The following is a 19716-nucleotide window of genomic DNA, read 5'->3' as shown; positions in this document are numbered from 1 at the left end:
TCCAAATTTCAACTTAGAAATCTCCAATCAATAAGCTCTCACCGCTTTGCCTTCCATATAGTTGGCAAAAGCACGGTTGACGACTCGGGTGCCTCCGGTAGTAGGATAGTCACCGGTGAAATACCAGTCACCCAAATGATCCGGAATACACTTGTGCAAATTATCAACGGTCTGGAAAATCACTTTCACCTCAGCATGGATCTCCGGAGTGGTCACGATTTCGGCTACTTTATCAGAAATCTCTTGGTCAGTAAATGGTGCATAGACTTGCTTCACAAAGTTTTCTGAATTGTGTGGCTGAGACACACAGGATTCATAGACTTGATCCAACAGGTTATCCATTTTGCGCTCTTTGATCAAAGCAATGGCCGCACGGAAGGCAATAAATTCCTTCATTCGGGACATATCAATGCCATAGCAATCCGGATAGCGAATCTGAGGAGCAGAGGACACAATCACAATTCGCTTGGGATTAAGCTTATCGAGTGTGGTCAGGATGCTTTTTTCCAACGTCGTCCCTCTCACGATACTGTCGTCGATCACGACTACGGTATCAATTCCAGGACGAATTACCTCATAGGTGGTATCATAGACACTCGCCACCATCGAGTCCCGGTCTTCGTCGCTGGTGATGAAGGTTCGCAGTTTGACGTCCTTGCTCACCAACTTTTCCACTCGTGGTCGAAAACTCAGCAATTCATCCAAGTCACCTACATGAGGTTTCCCGTCAAGCAGAACCTCTTTTCTTTTGGCAACCAAGTATTCATCCAAACCCTCGATCATGCCCAAAAAGGCTGTTTCAGCCGTATTGGGGATGTAGGAAAAGACGGTGTTTTTCAGATCAAAATCAATCGCTTTGAGGATCTGTGGGATCAAGGCCTTGCCCAGATTTTTTCGCTCCTGATAGATCCCCGGATCTGTACCTCTGGAGAAATAGATCCGCTCAAAAGAACAGGACTTCTTTTCTCGGGCAGGCAAAATCTCATCTTCGGAGTAGGAACCATCCTTGTTAATCACAATCGCATGACCGGGCTTGATTTCCTTGATCGCGTTGAAATCGATATTGAAAGCAGACTTGATGGCCGGCTTTTCGGAGGCAATCACAATCACCTCATCATCGGCATAGTAAAATGCCGGACGGATACCTGACGGATCTCTTACTACGAAAGCAGAACCATTGCCGATCATCCCTGCCATGGCATAGCCACCGTCAAAGTCCCTGCAGGATCTTCTGAGGATACGGGCCACATCCATTTCATTTTCGATGATATGGGTGAGCTGCTCGTTGGTATGGTTATGTTTGTATTTGTCGAAAATGCGCTGATTCTCTTCGTCCAAAAAGTGTCCGACTTTTTCCATCACGGTGACGGTGTCGGTTTTTTCCTTAGGGTGCTGTCCGAGTTGGACGAGTTTTCCAAAAAGTTCTTCGTTGTTGGTCATATTGAAGTTGCCGGCCATGACGAGGTTTCGGCTTCTCCAGTTATTCTGTTTGAGAAAAGGGTGGCACGTTTCGATGCTGTTTTCTCCGTGGGTTCCGTAGCGTAGGTGACCTAGCCAAACTTCCCCCGAAAAGGCGATATTTTCTTTGAGCCATTCCCCATCGCTGAGGGCATCGTGACCGCCGATTTTTTTGGCCTTTTTGTACTTCTTGTTGATTTTGTCGAAGATGTCATTGACCGCTGAGGGTTCAATGGATCGGTATCGGCTGATGTATCGGGTTCCGGGCTTGGTGTTGATCTTGATGTTGGCGACTCCGGCTCCATCTTGACCCCGGTTGATCTGCTTTTGCATCAGGACGTAGAGTCGATTGGCTGCAAAGGAGGCTGTTCCGTACTTATCGATGTAATATTGAGTGGGTTTTCGGAGCCTGATTAAGGCAATACCACACTCGTGTTTGATAGCATCACTCATGGAGAAAGACGAAGGTTCTTTTGAGATTTCAAAGGTAAGTGATTTCAAAAGATTTATTCGGGTTAAAAAGTTCGAGTCGGAAGAATTATCTATGGGTCAATTGTTTACAAAAATTTTCCAAATTCGACATGCTTAACCTGAAACCATCAAAAAAGCTCATCCCTTTCGAAATGAGCTTTTTAGCAAAATCCAACTTGTAATCCGTTAGAATTTCAGCTGAATGTATCCCTTGGGCACATAGGTGGTAATGGTGGTCAAGGCAGAATGTGCGATGGTCACCCCCGGCCAGAGATCAGCCGTTTTCAGATTTCTGGCGATCAAAGATTGGCCACAGACCATGATCTCAGCCCCTGCTTCTTCGAGAGCTTGGAAAACTTTCAAATTGGGATTTTCTACTTCGAATCTTTTCTTATAATTCTCGTCATTCAACAAGGTGAAAATACCACCACCGTGAACGATCACTTTAACTTTGATTCGATCTTTGGTCACTCCGGCAAGGCCATGTAGATTCATCATTCGGGCCACATTGTCCACAAAACGGGAGATCTGCTTATTATCTTCTGAAGGCGAAGTCAAATCCACCAAGATCTTGTATTCCAAAGTACCGTCAGGTCGCTCTGTGGCATCGGGAATTTCATAGATCCCTCCAAATCCTTTGACGATAGGAAATTGGGGTGTTTGTGCAAAAGCAGTAAGGCTCAAAAAGAACAGAAAAGCAGTAATTCGTAAGTTTTTCATAGGGTTGGGGAATAGATTGAAAAGGTAAAAATTTTTCCACCACAAAAAAGGCCATTTAAAGAAAAAAGCCCAACCGATGTCTCAGTTGGGCTTTGTGCGCATGAGAAGATTCGAACTTCCACACCCGAACGGGCACCACCCCCTCAAAGTGGCGTGTCTACCAGTTTCACCACATGCGCGTCTTAGGGTCTGCAAAAGTAGAAATCCAAGCCAATTGAAGCAAACCTGATTCAGGGATTTCTTTACTTTTTTTCAGTTTTATCCAAAAACCTTCTTTTCTGCGGATTGAAGCGTATTGTAAAGCAGAGCAGCAATGGTCATCGGTCCCACTCCACCCGGAACAGGGGTAATTGCAGAAGCCAAAGGTGCTACTTCGTCAAACTTCACATCTCCAATCAGTCTAAATCCTGACTTTTTGCTCGGATCATCGATTCGATGGATTCCCACGTCGATCACCACGGCCCCCGGCTTCACCATGTCTGCAGTGACAAATTCCGGTTTACCGATCGCAACGATCAGGATATCGGCAGTTCGGCAGATTTCAGCCAAGTTTTGAGTTTTGCTATGTGTAAGGGTCACGGTGGCATTTCCGGGATAGCCGTTTCTTGCCATCAAGATGCTCATTGGGCTTCCTACGATATGGCTTCTTCCGATGACCACACAGTGTTTTCCTGAAGTTTCAATGTTGTATCGCTTCAGCAACTCCACGATCCCATAAGGAGTCGCAGCCACGTAAGCAGGCCAGTTGAGGGTCATGCGCCCCACGTTGGCAGGCGTAAACCCATCCACGTCTTTTTCCGGCTTGATCTTGTTAGTCACCTTATCCACTGAGATATGCTTAGGCAAAGGAAGTTGCACAATCAGTCCGTCGATGTCGGGATTGTTGTTGATATCTTCTACTACTTTCAGCAACTCAGCCTCAGAAATATCCGAGTCCAAACGAACCAGCGTAGACTGAAACCCCACTTCCTCGCAGGCCTTTACTTTAGCACCCACATAGGTTTGGCTTGCGCCATCACTTCCAACCAGGACTGCAGCCAAGTGAGGCGTTTTTCCGCCTTCCGCTTTGATCTCTGCTACTCGGGCAGCGATTTCATTTTTTATGTCAGCTGATGTTTTCTTACCATCAATCAGTATCATGTTATTTTTGATTTACGATTTACGATTTACGACGTCTTGGATAAAACAAAGCTTAGCTGAGCTTCACGGTTTTTATACTTGAAACAACAATGGCCACAATCTGATTTGCTTCTTTCTTTAGGTCCTCAATCTCTCCTACCAAAGTCGGATCCTTCTGAACCTCCTCAATCAATTCTAAGAAATATTGACTCTCATCAGCTTCTTCTTCTACGATTTTCAATTTATTAATAAAATACGCTGTGGATTTTGCGCGGGTGGCAGCTCTATAGTTGGCTCCAACAGAACTTGAAGATCGAATCAACTGATTAACAAAGCCGTTAAATTCCCTAGAATGAGGGAGCTTTGAACAAAGATACCAGACATCAATGGCAAACTTCTTAGTCCTTCTTTGCATCATAAACTTATCCATATTCCTATTCCGCTTGAAGTCCTAATGATGTCGTAAATCTTAAATCAAAAATCCCAAATTCTCTTAATCCAACTTCAACACCGCCATAAATGCCTCCTGAGGAACCTCGACGTTGCCGACTTGTCTCATGCGCTTCTTGCCTTTCTTCTGTTTCTCGAGGAGTTTTCGCTTACGGGAAATATCACCACCGTAACACTTCGCTAACACGTTCTTACGAAGTGCCTTGATGGTTTCTCTGGCAATGATCTTCTGACCGATGGCAGCCTGAATCGCGATTTCAAACATCTGTCTTGGGACCAACTCACGGAGTTTTTCACACAGTCTCTTGCCCCACTCGTAAGCTTTGTCACGGTGCACAATCGCCGAAAGGGCATCGACTGGTTCGCCGTTGAGCATGATGTCCAATCGCACCATGTGAGATGGCTGGAATCCTTTCAGTTCGTAATCCAATGAAGCATAGCCTCTGGAAATGGTCTTCAACTTATCGAAGAAATCAAACACGATCTCCGCCAACGGCATATCAAACTGCAACTCGACACGATCAGCGGTCAGGTAAACCTGATTTTTGATCTGTCCTCGCTTTTCCATACAAAGCTGAATCACAGGTCCCACATAATCGGAGGCTGTAATGATCGAGGCCTTTACAAATGGCTCTTCAATGTGATCCATTTTGGTAGGATCAGGCATATCACTCGGCGCATTGATGATCTGAACCGTCCCGTTGGTCATTAAGGCCTGAAACTGCACCGAAGGCACCGTGGTGATCACCGTCATGTCAAATTCACGCTCCAAACGCTCCTGCACGATCTCCATGTGGAGCATGCCCAAGAATCCGCAACGGAATCCGAAGCCCAAAGCGGCAGAAGTCTCAGGTTCCCACACCAAGGAAGCATCATTCAACTGAAGCTTTTCCATGGAAGCACGTAGCTCTTCAAATTCGGTGGTGTCTACCGGATAAATCCCCGCAAAAACCATCGGTTTTACGTTTTCAAACCCTTTGATGGCTTCCTTGCATGGATTTTTCACATGGGTAATCGTATCCCCTACGGCCACTTCTTTGGCCACCTTAATCCCGGAAATGAGGTAACCTACATTACCGGCACTCATGGTTTGCTGAGGGATCTGATTGATACCGAGAATGCCGATTTCGTCGGCGTAATATTCGCGGCCTGTATTGACAAATTTGATCTTGTCGCCTTTGTTGATGGTTCCGTTGAAGATTCGGAAGATTACTTCCACCCCACGGAAGGAGTTGAACTGGGAATCAAAAATCATCGCCTGAAGCGGCGCCTGCTCGTCACCTTTTGGCGCAGGGATACGTTCCACGACAGCATTGAGGATGTCTTCGATTCCGATTCCTTCCTTGCCAGAAGCCAAAATGATATCCTCCCGGTCGCAACCGATCAGGTCAATCACTTCATCGGCACGTCCTTCCGGATCAGCACCGGGAAGGTCGATTTTGTTCAAAACCGGAATGATTTCCAAGTCATGACCCAATGCCAAATAAAGGTTGGAAATGGTTTGGGCTTCGATCCCCTGCGAAGCATCCACGATCAACAATGCCCCTTCGCAAGCGGCAATGGAACGGGAAACTTCATATGAAAAGTCGACGTGTCCCGGAGTATCGATCAGGTTGAGGGTGTATTCCTCTCCCTTGTAAGTGTACTTCATCTGGATGGCGTGGGACTTGATGGTAATGCCCCGCTCACGCTCCAAATCCATATCGTCCAACACTTGGTTCTGCATTTCACGGTCTGAGATCGTGTTGGTAAACTGCAGTAACCTATCCGCCAATGTACTCTTCCCATGATCGATATGGGCGATGATACAGAAATTTCTAATGTTTTTCATAAGCTATCGTGGCGCAAAAGTAGGAAAAAAGAGGGTTTGATTGATAGGGAATTTGAAATAGGCTTGGATCGGGTTTACACTTTGTGAAATACCATGGAAATACTGTAGAAATACCCTAGAAATACATTTTGCTTCGCAAAATGAAATAGGCCTAAGGCGAAGTGATTTTAACAGAAATACACTGGAAATACCTTTTGCTACGCAAAGAGAAATACCCCTAAGGCGAAATGAATACAAACGAAATACAATAGAAATACCTTTTGCTTCGCAAAATGAAATAAACCTGCGGCGAAATAAAGCAACTCAATAAGCTTATCTATGGTAGCTTGCGAAGCTTATTTCACCTCGCGCAGCGAGGTTTATTTCCACTGTTTTTCTACTGTATTTCTAGTGTATTTCACCTATAATTCTACCTTATTTCCATCATTTCCTACCTTTGCTCCCTCATCAACCCATTTCCCATGCAATCTGTTGCCGAAAAGAAAAAATCCCAAAACATCGGAGAATACCTCATTTACCTGTATCAAATGGAAGATTTGATTCGATCCTTTCAGGGAAATATGGAGGAAATCCGACAGTATGTGATTGCACATTACCCTGTGAATGAGGCTGAAAAGGAACAGATTACAGCATGGTTTGAAGGACTGCTTGGCAAAATGAATAGCGAAGGAATCTTGGAAAAAGGACATCTGCAGGAACTCAATGATCTGGTAGAACACCTGCTTCAACTCCACTACCGATTACTTAAAACGGACAAGTCTTACTTTGAAACCTATCACCAAGCCAAACCGCATATCCTGGAATCGATCTTGACAGCCAACGGAGAAAATCCCGGAAACGAAATTCAAATCTGTCTCAACGGAATCTATGGACTGCTCCTCTGCCGTCTGCTCGGTAAAAAAGTAAGTGATGACCAACTCAAAGCCGCTGAAGCCTTTGGAGAAGTATTGAGTTTGCTTAACCTGGCTTACCAGCAAGAATTGGTGGAGCGGAATTGAAGGAGATTCGAGTTGATTCTCTTCAGGAATCAATCTTTTTACTGTATTTTATTTTCATCAGAAAGTCAGGGTTTCCTGCCTGATAACTTGTATTTTTAGAAAAATCACTTCCTCCAAATGGCTTTTTACCAACAGCTTCCTGAAGACCTGTTTGCGAAATTTGAAACCTCCAAAAACGGTTTAACTCAATCTGAAGCCCAAGAAAGACTGAAAAAATTCGGCCCAAACGCCCTGCAAGAGAAAAAGAAAAAACCGGCTTGGGTACTTTTTTTGGCTCAATTCAAGGATTTCATGATCCTGATTTTGGCGGCAGCTGCTGTCATTTCAGGAATTGTCGGAGACCTGACGGATACGATCATCATTTTGGTCATTCTTGTACTCAATGCCGTCTTGGGGTTCGTTCAGGAATACCGCGCCGAAAAGGCCATGGACTCGCTCAAAAAACTCACCGAAACGCAAACCAAGGTCTTCCGAGACGGTCAGCTTATCACAGTTCCTTCCAGAGATCTGGTTCCCGGAGATGTGGTGACCCTGGAAGCCGGAAACATGGTCCCCGCCGATCTGCGGTTGATCGACACTTTTTCCCTAAAAATTGACGAGTCTTCTCTCACAGGAGAATCAGTTCCCATTGACAAGCAAAATGGTGTTTTGGAAGGAGAAAATCTCAATCCAGGAGATCAGCTCAACATGGCCTTCAAGGGCACACTCGTCACCAATGGCCGAGCTAATGGGCTAGTCGTAGCCACAGGTATGAGCACCGAAATCGGAAAAATTGCCAGTCTCCTGCAGGAAAACCCACCCGTGACTCCCTTGCAGCAGCGTATGCAGCGCTTTGGAAAAGTGATCTCGGTCATCATTCTGGGCATCTGTGCGGTACTTTTCGCTTCGGGGATTGCCCGAGGAGAGGAGATTTTGCCTGTGTTGTTGCTATCAGTGAGTTTGGCTGTAGCAGCCATTCCGGAGGCCTTGCCCGCTTTGATTACCATTGCCCTTTCACTAGGTGCCGGTCGGTTGGCCAAAAAGAAAGCACTGGTTCGCAAGCTTCCCGCCGTGGAGAGCCTCGGTTCGGTCACCTACATCTGTACCGATAAGACCGGTACGCTGACCCAAAATAAAATGACCGTCACGGAGACGGAAGCCTTTCACCAGGCTCCCATTTCCTCCGAGTTTTCCAACCTCCAACTCGGGCTTGGGCTTTGTCACGATGTGCACTTGGACAAAAAAGGAAGACCGGAGGGAGAATCCACCGAAGTGGCATTGGTCGAACGCATCTTGCAAGAACTTACCTCGACACAATACCAAAACTTGGCAGAAAACTACCCCAGAGTGGGAGAAGTCCCTTTTGATTCCAGCAGAAAAAGGATGAGCACCTTCCATCAAGTAGGAAACCAATTCCTGATGCTTTGCAAAGGTGCACCTGAAGCCATTTCCTCCATTCTGAAGGATAAAGATCAAGCCAGACAGCTTCACCAAAGTGCCGAAGATTGGGCGAATCGAGGCGAGCGGGTGTTGGCTTTCGCAGGAAAAATCCTATCCAATCTCCCTCCTGAAGCGGACTGGTTAGGATTGGAGTCAGATTTGGACTTTTATGGAAAAGTCGGAATGATCGATCCTCCGCGTGAAGAAGTCAAATTGGCCATTTCGGAGTGTAAAACAGCCGGCATCCATCCTGTCATGATCACAGGTGACCATCCTGCTACGGCCCGAGCGATCGCCGAAGCGGTAGGAATCTGGAAAAAAGGGGACTTGGTGCTCACTGGAGCAGAATTGGGAAATCTTTCCGACGAAGCATTTTCGCAGCAGGTCGAACAAGTCACGGTGTACGCCCGAGTAGCGCCCGAGCAAAAGCTCCGAATCGTTCAGGCCCTTCAGCAAAAAGGGCATTTTGCAGCGATGACCGGCGACGGGGTCAATGACGCACCTTCCCTCAAAGCGGCAAACATTGGCGTGGCCATGGGAATTGCAGGCACCGATGTGAGCAAAGAAGCGGCACACCTGATTTTGTTGGATGATAATTTCTCCACCATCGTCAGAGCAGTCAAAGAAGGCCGACGCATCTATGACAACATCGTCAAATTCGTCAAGTACATCATGACCTGTAATGGGGCTGAGATCTGGACGATCGGTCTCGCTCCGTTTTTGGGTTTCCCAAATCCCCTCCTACCCATCCACATTCTCTGGATTAACTTGGTCACCGACGGGCTGCCTGCCCTTGCCTTGGCCAGTGAACGGGCTGAAAAAGACGCAATGAAACGACCCCCACGACCTCCTAAGCAAAGCCTATTTGCCAACGGGGTAGGCTATCACATCATCTGGGTGGGTATGCTGATGGCTGGGGTGACGCTTTTCACCCAGTATTGGGCGATCAAAAACGGTTGGCACTGGCAGACCATGGTGTTTTCAGTTCTGGCCTTTTCCCAACTTGGGCATGTACTAGCCGTGAGAAGTGACCGAACCTTTCTTTTCCAGCAGGGATTCCTTAGCAACAAACCCCTACTCCTGGCAGTCGGAGCTACCTTTATGCTTCAACTGGGCGTAATTTACCTGCCCTTTATGAATCCGATCTTCCGCACCGAGCCTTTAGACTTGGAGGAATTGCTGTTTTCAGGCGCGATTGCCTTGGTGGTATTCCATGCGGTGGAAGTGGAAAAATGGGTTCGCAGTCGCTTCTTCCCTGTTAAAAAAACTTAAGCGGAATAAATTCCAACACCCAAACCTAGTTTGGTTCACCTTTTGACTACTTATACCCAAACCAACTGATGTAAACATGAAGACTATTTTTGGATTACTCGCCGGGCTTTTACTCAGTCTCCCACTTGCCGCTCAGCAGATACAGCAAATCCCCCTCATAGAAGTAGAGGGCTATGCGGAGCGAAAAGTCGCACCCGATGAAGCTGTATTTTCCATTGCTCTGGAAGAAAAAAAGCTGAAAGTAAACGATGCTGTCTCGACTCTGAATAAAAAAACACAAGCCCTCGCTGACCTTCTCAAAAAGGAGAAAATCAGGGATTACAAACTCGTGGCTGATAACTATTCCGTGGATGTCAACCGAATCTACCAAAATGGAACCGTGAAGGACAGTGGCTATGTGGCTCGGCAAAACCTACGAATCGTTACTTCTGCTACCAATGAAGACCTTCAAAAAATCGTGGATGCTATCCAAAAAGCCGGAGACATGAGCTACAACCTGCAATTCGGTGTAGCCGAGGCCACCCGCAAATCACTGGAGACCACCCTGCTGACCGAAGCGCTCAAAGATGCAGAAGCAAGAGCTACCTTGATAGGTAGTACCTTAAATCTGAAAGGACTGCGGGTGTTTCACGTATCGGTGGAACCTCAATTTAGACCACAGCCCATGTATCTGATGAGCGCCAAAGCTTCTATGGATGAATCTTCGAATATGTTGATTCAAACCGACGAGGAGACGATCACCAAGCGGGTGTTTGTGAAGTATACCTATTAAAAAAGATTATACACTATTCTGAAAGGAGACGAATATTCTCTTGATTTAAGCATGGAAGACCGAAGAAATCAAAGGAATAGCGCTATACAGGATTATTTAAATTAGTAGAAAGCGACTGGCAAAGTTCAGTTTATCCCTACCTAAATGAATAAAAAATAGCAAGACCTGACAGGTTTTTGAAACCTGTCAGGTCTTTTTGTTTAAGCCAAAATCAGATTAGCCAGCAAGACCACCACCCCAAAAGCCAAGGCCAAGGTAAAAACGGTGTAGGCATCCCGAAGCACTTTATACTTGTGGCTAAGCACCCTTCCTTGGTAGTAAAGTGAAAGGGTCATTTGATCCTGGATTTCCTGCCTGGAATGAAGCATCCGATGTGTTTCTTGAAGGTATTCTTCGTAGGAATAAAAATCAGTTGCGCCGAAAAAGAGCATGCTAAACTGGTTTTTTTCAGTTTTATCCTTGGATTTACCCATGATTTTGGGTTTGGCCACCTGAACTGCCAAATAAGTAGAGGTTAGAATCAATCCCAAAAAAATCAAAATCGGCACAAAGATCACCGGCTGGTTCATCTGCACCTGATTGGAAATTGACCCGTAGCTGACCAAAGCAATCAAGGAAGAAATCACCAAGGCATTGATGCTGATAATGATGTTGGCTTTGTTGTCTGCGATCTGAAGCAGGTTGCTGTAATTTTGAAAAGCAACGCGGTAAAAGGTCTGCCTTTCCCGTTCGGTCTTGTCTTTTTCTTTCTTACTCTCAAAAATAGGTTCTTCCATGGGCTGGGGTTTTATCATGGGAAATTACAGAATTATCCCACGTCTTCCATGAATCTACACAAAAGCTGAATTTTCCAATCAGGTTGATTCAAGGAATGCTGAGTTTTAAGCAGGGACGTGTTTTGAAATTTCAAATAATCACTAAAGGGTGAATAGCGTTGAAATCGCTTAAGTGAAGGCATATTCCCCGGATAACCAATGTGTATCCCTCTTTCTCTTTGTGATGCCGTGCGACCGTCATCGCGAGTTAGAAAAATTGGAACCTATAAAAGATACATGACGGGATTATGGGACTCAAACCTGATTTTTTACATTTTCATTTAGACACATTTTGATTACTAAACACAGTTAGGATGGGCGGGCGGGTTGACACAGCAGCGAGCCAGCGTCCGGCCCTGTGCGGTGGGAGCTTTGCTGTGTCTTGACCTTTTGGTTCTTTTGGGTCAAGCCAAAAGAACGAATAGAAAAAATGCTTCCAAATCAGGTCTCAATGAATCTAATCATGCAAGTAGTTGTCTCATCTGATTCCAATTTTTTGTTTCGAAAATTAAATGATTAGAAAATAAACCAAATTTATATTTATTAAAACATAATGAAAGCTAAATTTCAATTAGAAAAACTACTGTTTCGAAGCGATCATTTGGCGTTACTCAAGGAGATCGCTTCGTCGAAGGTAAATTCCGAAAAAAACCAAAGGCCAGTAATCTTCTCCTCGCGATGACGCTTACTGAACACCGAACTCAGTAACCCCGAACCCTTTTAAAAAACCAACAACCCGTGTTCCCGAAGAATCTCCCAAACCTCGGATTCTACGAGTTCTTCGAAGTCTCCCAACTCTGCCTCGTAATGCTCACGGATAGGTTTGAGGGTATTCAGGTCCTCAGTATAGCTCACGGTTGCCAGCAACCAACATACCCACTCGCCTAGTTCGAGGGGGAGCTCGACAGCGAAATCCTCCTTTTTTCCTGAGAAAATCAACTCACAATATCCTTCCTCCGCCTCCATCAATTCTGGCTGTGACCCTATCCAAAGAATGCGGTTTTGATCTTTATAGGCTGGAGGAGCAGCATTTTCGATCTGCTGTTGGATGTATTTTTTGGAAATGGTCGTAGCAGGAACCTTGAAGTCAAACCAGTTTTTCAGCGGGATGTCAAAGCCCACGCCGTGCATGTAATTGAAAAGCGACTTGCGCAGTCCTTCGGAAAAAAATCCATGATCCACCCCAACAGGATCGACAAAATCCACCTCATTGTTGGCAAATGAACCCAAGGTAAGGTCGGTTCGCTTCACGCCAAAAGACTTGGGATCGAGCCCAACCGGACTGTGCTCGGTCATCGCAAATCGATGCCAAAAACCCGATTGCAACACCCCAATCTCAAACAATTGCCTCACCATCTCCATGGAATCGATGGTTTCCTGTGCCGTCTGCGTCGGATAGCCATACATCAGGTAGGCATGCACCATGATGCCTGCAGCCGTGAAATGGTTCGTCACTTGTGCCACTTGAGCCACTGTCACTCCTTTTTTGATCAAGGCCAACAGCCGATCCGAAGCCACTTCCAAACCACCGGATACCGCAATGCAACCCGAAGCCCGAAGCAATCGACAGAGGTCTGCGGTAAAGCTGCTTTCGAAGCGGATATTCGTCCACCACACGACCACGAAGCCTCTTCTCAGGATCTCGATGGCCAAGTCTCGCATCAGAGCGGGCGGAGCGGCTTCATCCACAAAGTGAAATCCATTGGTACCCGTCTGAGCCATGATTTCCTCGATCCGGTCACAAAGGATGGAGGCATTGATGGGTTCGTAGCGACCGATATAGTCCAGGGAAATATCACAGAACGTACACTTCCCCCAATAGCAGCCGTGTGCCAAGGTCAACTTGTTCCAGCGCCCGTCACTCCAGAGTCGGTGCATGGGATTGGCCACTTCGATCACCGAGAGGTAATCCCGCAGCGGCAGATCGCTGTAGTCCGGCGTGCCCACTTCCCGTTGCGGCAGGTCTTTCACCGCTGAATTATTCATAAACTTCACCTGGCCATCGATGCGGACAAAGGTTCGTTTCAACTCCGTGATAGGCCTTTTCCCCTCCAAATAATCGAGCAGCAACTGAATCGGAGCCTCTCCATCATCCAGCGTGATGAAGTCCACGTAGTCAAAAACACGTGGCTCTTTCAGGGAGCGGAGTTCGGTATTGGGAAAGCCCCCTCCCATCCAAACTTTGATCTGGGGATGGTGCTTTTTCAGGTATTGTCCGCACTTGAGTGCGCCATAGAGGTTGCCGGGAAAAGGGACTGAAAAGGCGACGGACTCGGGTTGGTAGGCTTGGATTTTTTCTTCCAGGAGTTCCAAAAGAAACCCATCGATCAGGCTCATCGGCTGCTTGAGCGCCTCATCCATCTCGTCAAAGGACTTGGCCGACATGCCCAATCGCTCCGCATAGCGGCTAAAGCCAAAGTGCGGATCCACTGCCTCCATGATCAGATCGCCGATATCCTCGAGGTACAGCGTGGCAAAGTAGCGCGCCTTGTCCCGGACACCCAAGGTCCCAAAAGCCCACTCCAGGTCATCCAACTGCTCAAAACGGCTGGCCTCGGGCAGAAAATTCCCTTCGGAAATATGGTAAGCCAAAGTTGGGTTTTTATCCTGCAGAAAGTCGATCACCGGACCGATGGTCTGCAGGTAGCTCGCCTTCATGCGGAGAATGCGGGCGGAATTGTCCGAGAGTTCGCCTGCTTTTTGAGAGGCGATGTCAAATACTTGGGTAAGTCCCTTTTTGGAGAAAAGCTTCAGGATCACCTCGATGCCCAAGTCCGCCTGTCGGGAAGACACGCTGAGTGTATTCAAAAACCCCTTGATGTAGGCCGTCGCCGGGTAAGGCGTGTTGAGTTGGGTAAAAGGCGGGGTGATGAGAAGAACTTTGGTGGACAAGGGTACGGGATTTATTGGCTTCAAAGATCGGGGAATTCACCGCAAAGTAAAAATCACCGCAGAGACGCAGAGAACGCAGAGAAATTTTTGAGATTCAATTTTTCAGGACTTATCGGGCATAAGAATATTAACTAACTTAGAAATATTCATTTAAACTGTTTTTTATTTAAACCTATCTTTTATGCTAGAAAATGAAATTTCATCTCAGGTAATCGGGGCAGCCATTGAAGTGCACAAACATCTCGGCCCTGGATTATTGGAAAGTAGCTATGAAGCTTGTCTGATTCACGAATTACGAGACCAGGGTTTTCAGATAAAATCACAAATTCCTCTTCCTGTGTATTACAAAGGGATTAATCTAGAGACTGGATATCGGATCGACTTGCTGGTTGAAAACAAAGTAATTATTGAGATCAAATCTGTGGAAAAACTAGAAGGCATTCATACCGCACAGCTTCTTACTTATTTAAAACTAACACAATTACGGCTTGGCTTACTAATAAATTTTAATTCCACGAGGCTTATCGATGGGGTAAAACGAATTGCCAATAATCTTTAAATATCCTCTGCGACCTCTGCGCCTCTGCGGTGAGTTTAAAGGCGAATGATATCTTTGCCCTATGAGCAATAACGACATCCTCCGGACCCTGAGATATACCTTTCATTTTCACGACCACAAGATGTCCGAGATTTTCGGATTTGGCGGGGTGAATCTCTTCGCAGAGGAAGTCGCCCTGTGGCTCAAAAAGGAAGACGATCCAGAATTCAAAAAGCTCTACGACAAGGACCTGGCGGCTTTTCTCAACGGATTCATCATCCTGAATCGCGGACTGAAAGGTGAGGAAGTGCCTGTCCCCGAAAAGACCCTCAACAACAACCTGATCCTCCGTAAACTCCGCATCGCGCTCAACTACAAGGACGAGGACATGCTTGCCATCTTTGCCCTGCGAGGATTCCGACTCAGCAAGCACGAGCTCAGCGCCTTTTTCCGCAACCCGACCCAGCCCCAATACCGGGAATGTAAAGACCAAGTACTCCGCAATTTCCTGATGGGTTTGCAGCAAAAATTCCGTCCAAAAGACGAAGGTTGATTATCCAACACTGAGTGCTAGTTCAACAGTCGATAAAACCCCATGAATCAGCTTTCGATCGAAACCCACCGATTGCATCTCCGCTCGCTATCTACTTCTGATTTCGATGACTTTTTCAGGTATCGAAAGATGCCCGAAGTGGCACTTTATCAGAGTTTTGAAGCTATGACTAAGGAGGAAGCTCAAGCATTTATCCTCGAAAATTCGAATTACCATTTTGGTATGCCCGGAGAATGGGTTCAATACGGAATCGAAGTCCGAGAAACCAATTCCTTGATCGGTGACTTTGCCCTAAAACTGGATCTGGAAGATTCGAAATTGGCTGAACTTGGTATTACTATTTCTACTTTACACCAAAGAAAAGGATACGCTAAAGAAGCCCTTCTTGGGATTTTGAACTTTCTTTTTGAAGAGTACGGGGTTCAGCAGGTCATCGCAGTGGCTGACGCTGAAAACGTAGCATCCGTTTCAATGCTTACCCGCGTAGGTTTTCCACGGGGAGGAATTGTAGAACAAGAGGTTTTCTTTAAGGGAAAATGGGGAAAGGAATATCACTTTTCCTTATCCAAAGAAGAATGGAAATCAGGGCAGGCCAATCGTATCAGGTAGTTCAAGTCTTCAGACCTGCCTGCTTCAAGCAGGCTTGGACTGATCTGAATGCAGTCCTGCACTCCGATTGGCAGGTTTGCGGTGCACTAAAAAATTCACCTTCAAAACCAAACCGGTGTTTTTGAACCATTTTTCACTCGGTTTTGATTTACTTTCTAGCCAAGGACACTCTCCCTTTTAAACTTTAGCCGGTATGAAACTTCAAGAGCTATCTAACCTGACTGCTCCTTTGGGAAAAACCCAAAAGATGCCGGTCCTTTTTCTGGGACATGGCAGCCCGATGAATGCCATCGAGGAAAATGAATTTGTGGCAGGATTCAGAAAGGTAGCCCAGGACATCCCTACCCCTCAGGCAATCCTCTGCATTTCGGCGCATTGGGAGACTAAGGGGACTTTCGTTACCGCCATGGCCCATCCGCCTACAATCCACGACTTTGGAGGTTTTCCCAAGGCGCTCTTTGACGTGCAATACCCTGCACCCGGCAGCCCCGAACTGGCACGAGAAACCCAAGCAATGATCACCCAGACGGAGGTACACTTGGATGACAAGTGGGGCCTCGACCATGGCGCCTGGAGTGTGATCAAACACTTGTATCCGGCGGCCAACATCCCCGTGATCCAACTGAGCATCGACTACAGCAAGCCAGCCCAGTACCACTATGAGCTGGCGAGAGAGATCAAGTCCCTGCGGGAAAAAGGCGTGCTGATCATCGGCAGCGGCAATATGGTCCACAACCTGCGCATGGTGGAATGGAGTCGGCTCCACGAGACCTTCGGATTTGACTGGGCACTGGAGGCGCGTGAACAGATGAACGCAAGCATCCTCAACGGCGACCATCGGACCCTGATCAATTTCAGGGCTCAGGGAAGAGCTTGGGACTTGGCAATTCCCACACCCGAGCATTACCTGCCCTTGCTGTATTCCTTGGCGCTAAAAGAAGGGGATGAATCGGTGAGCCTGTTTAATGACCATGCCCTGGCGGGTTCACTGACGATGACCTCGGTCAAAATCGGCTAGTGTTTCATATAAATTATTCACCGCAAAGACGCGGAGGAAAAGGAGTGTATTAAATCCCATTTTTAGAGGTTTAAGGTAGACTTTCAAACTTTTCCAAAGTTTGGAACTTTGGAAAAGTTAAAAATCTCCGCGTTCTCTGCGCCTCTGCGGTGAAATAAAAGTCCCTAGATAGTTCAAGTCTTCAGACTTTGACTTTTCTGTATGCAGTCTTCAGCCAGCTCCAAAAAAATCACCGAGGAGTCGCAGAGGACGCAGAGAAGATCTTTCTTAGGACCGATTTAGTGAATATTTCAATAGGAACTTTCTTTTCCCTCCGCGTTCTTGGCGCCCCTGCCTACTGCAGGCAGGTCTGCGGTGAGCCTTAAAAACTCCATTTCCTCCGCGTTCTCTGCGCCTCTGCGGTGAATTCAAAAATCCAGCACAATTCTCAATAGAAACAAAAAGCATTTTTTTCAAAATAAAATGTCATTCAATTTTTTGCCTTACAAAAGCCAAAAATCCACCTAAATCGCCTCAAAAACGGCTTTTATTCTCCAAAAACACCTGAAGTACAGGCATTTCAAGCACCTTCACCCCATTCTGAATTTTGAAAATTCTCAATAGATTAGAATTCAGGTGTCCTTCATCCACTTTTAGCTCATCCAGCTCATGCAAAAAATCGCTTTTTCCCTGCTTCTCTTTTTCTCTTGCCTAGTGCGTGTCCAGGCCAACGACTCCCTCACGCTGGCACAGTCTTACATCAACCTGTCGCTGACTGTCGAATACTTCGACTCGCTGAGTTCGGAACGGGTAGCTCGCATCTTGCCCTTCCTCGAGGGCGAACTGAAGGGAATCAGTAACCAGCAATTTCGGCAAGAAAATGAGGTCCTACTCCTCCTCAGCGAGGCCCAACTCCAATTTTTGGAAACGAAACACTCCTTCGTCAATCGAAAATCCCTCACCCGCACCCAACTTCTCCATTGGAAAGCACAGTTGGATTCGGCGAATTCTCTTGTGAATGAAATTTGGAAATCCTCCCATCCCTCGGATTGGAAGGGGAATGAATATTACCAACTCATTGGGGTCACCAAAGAGAACTTCGAACTGCTCACGAAAGGCATTTCCTCGTTGAAAGATTCCCTCAATAAGCAAGTCAATCTGGACCTCTACCCGGATTTTAAGCGCCTTTACTTCAAAGCCAAAAACCAAGGAGACTACCAATTCGACTCGCTTCAATATTTAGTGGGGATTTATGGGATGTCTCTCAATTTTGAAATACTGGAAAACAGCGACTTTCCTAGAGAAAAAATCCCATCTAAGAATAATCCCAAAGGAACATTGCGATACGAATTGGCCCAAGGGATTGCCCTTATCAACCAATATCTTCAGCTGGATTACATCGCCAAAAAAGCTAAACATGTTGATTCGAGGCCAGAATTACATAATTCAATGGCGAAATTGAGAGTACAATTCAACCCTGAAGATTCTTTAAACTTCAACGACCTGTTTGGATTATATAGACAGGATATTCCAAAAGATGAATTTTTCAGGACCGAATTTTCAGCCAAAAATATCGATGACCTGAGTAAAAAGCTGAATAAAAAGTTTCCACTCAGACCGGGAGAGACCCTACGCTTGGATTTATCTCAAAATGCAGGCATGGGTCTTGAACCCAAACCCGCTGTTGAAAAATTCTACTTCCCCAAAGTCGCTCCTTTTCCCTCCTCCAAAATCGCCATCCCCGATTTCCTACCTGCCACTGAGCGACTCGGTGATGTAGACACCCATATCCGCAAAAGCTTTGAAGCCGCCGGCTATCAGGGTAGGCTGCACTACTTCTACCTGCACGAACCCGGCTTTGCCGTCACCACAGCCATCGAACGCATCCAAAAAGACGGTTCCCCGGTAAGTCCCGAAGACACCCGATGGGACCTGAGAGGCAATCCCAGCGGCAGCTTCTCCCTCTACCAAGTGTTTCGCTCGATATTCTTCGCTACTGAGAGCGACTTCCGCATCATTGCCTGCCTGGTCTCCGCCGCAGAAGCCCGCACGGGAAGTGAGCAAGGTTCCTTTGGCTTTTTCACCAGACTACTGGAAAACAGCTACTCTACCCTGCCCAAAGACCTGCGAAACATGAAACTGAAAGACAAAACCCTCACCATCCTCGTCTACCATTTTTTCCAAAGTGACATTGGACAGGTCCCTGTTCTCGATCAAAGCAAGCGACTCACCGTGAACCAACACCTCGAAAAAACCCCTAGCCTTCGCAACCTAACCGCCAACTGAGCATGAAAAAAGTAGATTTTTACCAGTCAAGAAAGAAACTCCTCACCCACTGGATCGTGGCCTCCCTGGTCATTTTTGTGACCTACTTTGTGGTAGCGCGCATGGGACGCTTCGGCCCCAGCGAGGGGGAAGTCTGGTCTTGGCTGTTTCAGTTTATCCTGCCTCCCCTGTCCCTGATGATCGGCGTGCTGATCGTCACTGTGACCCAGCCACCTGCCACCCAGGAGATCGATGCCTTTTTCTTCCGCCTCGCCTTGGGCATGTCCTATTTCTTTCTAGCGCTGATCTTTCTGTCCGCTTTTCTGGTACCCTTCATGCACCTGCAGTCCAATGCCAATCTCATCGTGACCGAGCAAATCCCCCTGATCAAATCCTTCAAAAGCTACGACAGCATCCTGATCCCCGTGCAAGGCCTGTCCACACTGACCTTAGGGCTGTTTTTCAGTAAGAAATAATCAGCAGAAACCCATTAAAACACATCTATTCAAGTACTTAACCCGTGATAAATCGAACCTA

General features: G+C 46.6%; 16 protein-coding genes and 1 tRNA gene. 9 read left to right on the top strand and 8 right to left on the bottom strand.

All coding sequences use genetic code 11. The features are described 5' to 3' along the window. Positions 1-27: 27 nt before the first annotated feature. The 6 genes from ACFPIK_RS16355 to lepA form a co-directional block, all read right to left on the bottom strand. The gene (locus ACFPIK_RS16355) at positions 28-1911 is read right to left on the bottom strand and encodes an amidophosphoribosyltransferase (RefSeq protein ID WP_377917209.1); all 1884 of its coding nucleotides are present in this window, start codon (positions 1909-1911) and stop codon (positions 28-30) included. A 204-nt stretch (positions 1912-2115) separates the two neighbouring features. Continuing rightward, positions 2116-2649 carry a DsrE family protein gene (locus tag ACFPIK_RS16350; protein ID WP_377917207.1) on the bottom strand — a complete coding sequence of 178 codons (534 nt, stop codon included), beginning with the start codon at positions 2647-2649 and terminating at the stop codon, positions 2116-2118. A gap of 95 nt (positions 2650-2744) precedes the next feature. Then, positions 2745-2828: transfer RNA gene (locus ACFPIK_RS16345), tRNA-Leu, on the bottom strand. A 79-nt stretch (positions 2829-2907) separates the two neighbouring features. Continuing rightward, entirely contained in the window at positions 2908-3789 is an 882-nt protein-coding gene (folD, locus tag ACFPIK_RS16340; protein ID WP_377917205.1) for a bifunctional methylenetetrahydrofolate dehydrogenase/methenyltetrahydrofolate cyclohydrolase FolD, read from the bottom strand. A 52-nt stretch (positions 3790-3841) separates the two neighbouring features. After that, positions 3842-4198 carry a four helix bundle protein gene (locus tag ACFPIK_RS16335; protein WP_377917203.1) on the bottom strand — a complete coding sequence of 119 codons (357 nt, stop codon included), beginning with the start codon at positions 4196-4198 and terminating at the stop codon, positions 3842-3844. Positions 4199-4261: 63 nt separating this feature from the next. Next, entirely contained in the window at positions 4262-6049 is a 1788-nt protein-coding gene (lepA, locus tag ACFPIK_RS16330) for a translation elongation factor 4 (RefSeq protein ID WP_377917201.1), read from the bottom strand. A 461-nt stretch (positions 6050-6510) separates the two neighbouring features. On the opposite strand from lepA, the gene ACFPIK_RS16325 reads away from it, so the two are divergent. The 3 genes from ACFPIK_RS16325 to ACFPIK_RS16315 all read left to right on the top strand — a co-directional run bounded on the left by ACFPIK_RS16325 (position 6511) and on the right by ACFPIK_RS16315 (position 10510). Further along, positions 6511-7047: a DUF4924 family protein gene (locus tag ACFPIK_RS16325; RefSeq protein WP_377917199.1), complete on the top strand. Its 537-nt coding sequence runs from the start codon at positions 6511-6513 to the stop codon at positions 7045-7047. A 117-nt stretch (positions 7048-7164) separates the two neighbouring features. Next, positions 7165-9738 carry a cation-translocating P-type ATPase gene (locus ACFPIK_RS16320; RefSeq protein WP_377917197.1) on the top strand — a complete coding sequence of 858 codons (2574 nt, stop codon included), beginning with the start codon at positions 7165-7167 and terminating at the stop codon, positions 9736-9738. Between the two features lie 76 nt (positions 9739-9814). After that, a complete protein-coding gene (locus ACFPIK_RS16315) occupies positions 9815-10510 on the top strand; it encodes an SIMPL domain-containing protein (RefSeq protein ID WP_377917195.1) in 696 nt (231 codons plus the stop codon). A 200-nt stretch (positions 10511-10710) separates the two neighbouring features. On the opposite strand, the gene ACFPIK_RS16310 is transcribed toward ACFPIK_RS16315, so the two are convergent. Together ACFPIK_RS16310 and ACFPIK_RS16305 are read right to left on the bottom strand one after the other, a co-directional pair. Continuing rightward, positions 10711-11286, bottom strand: a complete 576-nt coding sequence (locus ACFPIK_RS16310) for a Pycsar system effector family protein (protein ID WP_377917193.1) — start codon at positions 11284-11286, stop codon at positions 10711-10713. Positions 11287-12045: 759 nt separating this feature from the next. Further along, on the bottom strand, positions 12046-14217 hold the full coding sequence (locus tag ACFPIK_RS16305; RefSeq protein ID WP_377917191.1) for a B12-binding domain-containing radical SAM protein: 2172 nt from the start codon (positions 14215-14217) through the stop codon (positions 12046-12048). A gap of 181 nt (positions 14218-14398) precedes the next feature. On the opposite strand from ACFPIK_RS16305, the gene ACFPIK_RS16300 reads away from it, so the two are divergent. The 6 genes from ACFPIK_RS16300 to ACFPIK_RS16275 all read left to right on the top strand — a co-directional run bounded on the left by ACFPIK_RS16300 (position 14399) and on the right by ACFPIK_RS16275 (position 19655). Then, positions 14399-14776: a GxxExxY protein gene (locus tag ACFPIK_RS16300; RefSeq protein WP_377917189.1), complete on the top strand. Its 378-nt coding sequence runs from the start codon at positions 14399-14401 to the stop codon at positions 14774-14776. Between the two features lie 61 nt (positions 14777-14837). Further along, entirely contained in the window at positions 14838-15308 is a 471-nt protein-coding gene (locus ACFPIK_RS16295) for a YehS family protein (protein ID WP_377917187.1), read from the top strand. 42 nt (positions 15309-15350) lie between these two features. Continuing rightward, complete coding sequence (locus ACFPIK_RS16290; RefSeq protein ID WP_377917185.1) at positions 15351-15917, top strand: GNAT family N-acetyltransferase; 567 nt, start codon at positions 15351-15353, stop codon at positions 15915-15917. Positions 15918-16110: 193 nt separating this feature from the next. Then, a complete protein-coding gene (ygiD, locus tag ACFPIK_RS16285) occupies positions 16111-16935 on the top strand; it encodes a 4,5-DOPA-extradiol-dioxygenase (protein WP_377917183.1) in 825 nt (274 codons plus the stop codon). Positions 16936-17583: 648 nt separating this feature from the next. After that, entirely contained in the window at positions 17584-19200 is a 1617-nt protein-coding gene (locus tag ACFPIK_RS16280) for a hypothetical protein (protein ID WP_377917181.1), read from the top strand. A gap of 2 nt (positions 19201-19202) precedes the next feature. Further along, positions 19203-19655, top strand: coding sequence for a hypothetical protein (locus ACFPIK_RS16275; protein WP_377917179.1), 453 nt, complete (start codon positions 19203-19205; stop codon positions 19653-19655). Positions 19656-19716 lie beyond the last annotated feature (61 nt).

It is taken from the genome of Algoriphagus aquatilis (genome assembly GCF_042657405.1).
Classification (GTDB): domain Bacteria; phylum Bacteroidota; class Bacteroidia; order Cytophagales; family Cyclobacteriaceae; genus Algoriphagus; species Algoriphagus aquatilis.
Note: the sequence above shows the minus strand (reverse complement) of the source record. Positions and strands in the feature narration are given on the sequence as shown.

What these genes read in the sequence shown, in the direction of transcription:
- ygiD (WP_377917183.1), top strand. Translation starts at nt 16,111, where the DNA reads ATGAAACTTCAAGAGCTATCTAACCTGACTGCTCCTTTGGGAAAAACC.
- ACFPIK_RS16295 (WP_377917187.1), top strand. Translation starts at nt 14,838, where the DNA reads ATGAGCAATAACGACATCCTCCGGACCCTGAGATATACCTTTCATTTT.
- lepA (WP_377917201.1), bottom strand. Translation starts at nt 6,049, where the DNA reads ATGAAAAACATTAGAAATTTCTGTATCATCGCCCATATCGATCATGGG.
- ACFPIK_RS16290 (WP_377917185.1), top strand. Translation starts at nt 15,351, where the DNA reads ATGAATCAGCTTTCGATCGAAACCCACCGATTGCATCTCCGCTCGCTA.
- ACFPIK_RS16325 (WP_377917199.1), top strand. Translation starts at nt 6,511, where the DNA reads ATGCAATCTGTTGCCGAAAAGAAAAAATCCCAAAACATCGGAGAATAC.
- ACFPIK_RS16275 (WP_377917179.1), top strand. Translation starts at nt 19,203, where the DNA reads ATGAAAAAAGTAGATTTTTACCAGTCAAGAAAGAAACTCCTCACCCAC.
- ACFPIK_RS16300 (WP_377917189.1), top strand. Translation starts at nt 14,399, where the DNA reads ATGCTAGAAAATGAAATTTCATCTCAGGTAATCGGGGCAGCCATTGAA.
- folD (WP_377917205.1), bottom strand. Translation starts at nt 3,789, where the DNA reads ATGATACTGATTGATGGTAAGAAAACATCAGCTGACATAAAAAATGAA.
- ACFPIK_RS16310 (WP_377917193.1), bottom strand. Translation starts at nt 11,286, where the DNA reads ATGGAAGAACCTATTTTTGAGAGTAAGAAAGAAAAAGACAAGACCGAA.
- ACFPIK_RS16335 (WP_377917203.1), bottom strand. Translation starts at nt 4,198, where the DNA reads ATGGATAAGTTTATGATGCAAAGAAGGACTAAGAAGTTTGCCATTGAT.
- ACFPIK_RS16350 (WP_377917207.1), bottom strand. Translation starts at nt 2,649, where the DNA reads ATGAAAAACTTACGAATTACTGCTTTTCTGTTCTTTTTGAGCCTTACT.
- ACFPIK_RS16280 (WP_377917181.1), top strand. Translation starts at nt 17,584, where the DNA reads ATGCAAAAAATCGCTTTTTCCCTGCTTCTCTTTTTCTCTTGCCTAGTG.
- ACFPIK_RS16315 (WP_377917195.1), top strand. Translation starts at nt 9,815, where the DNA reads ATGAAGACTATTTTTGGATTACTCGCCGGGCTTTTACTCAGTCTCCCA.
- ACFPIK_RS16355 (WP_377917209.1), bottom strand. Translation starts at nt 1,911, where the DNA reads ATGAGTGATGCTATCAAACACGAGTGTGGTATTGCCTTAATCAGGCTC.
- ACFPIK_RS16320 (WP_377917197.1), top strand. Translation starts at nt 7,165, where the DNA reads ATGGCTTTTTACCAACAGCTTCCTGAAGACCTGTTTGCGAAATTTGAA.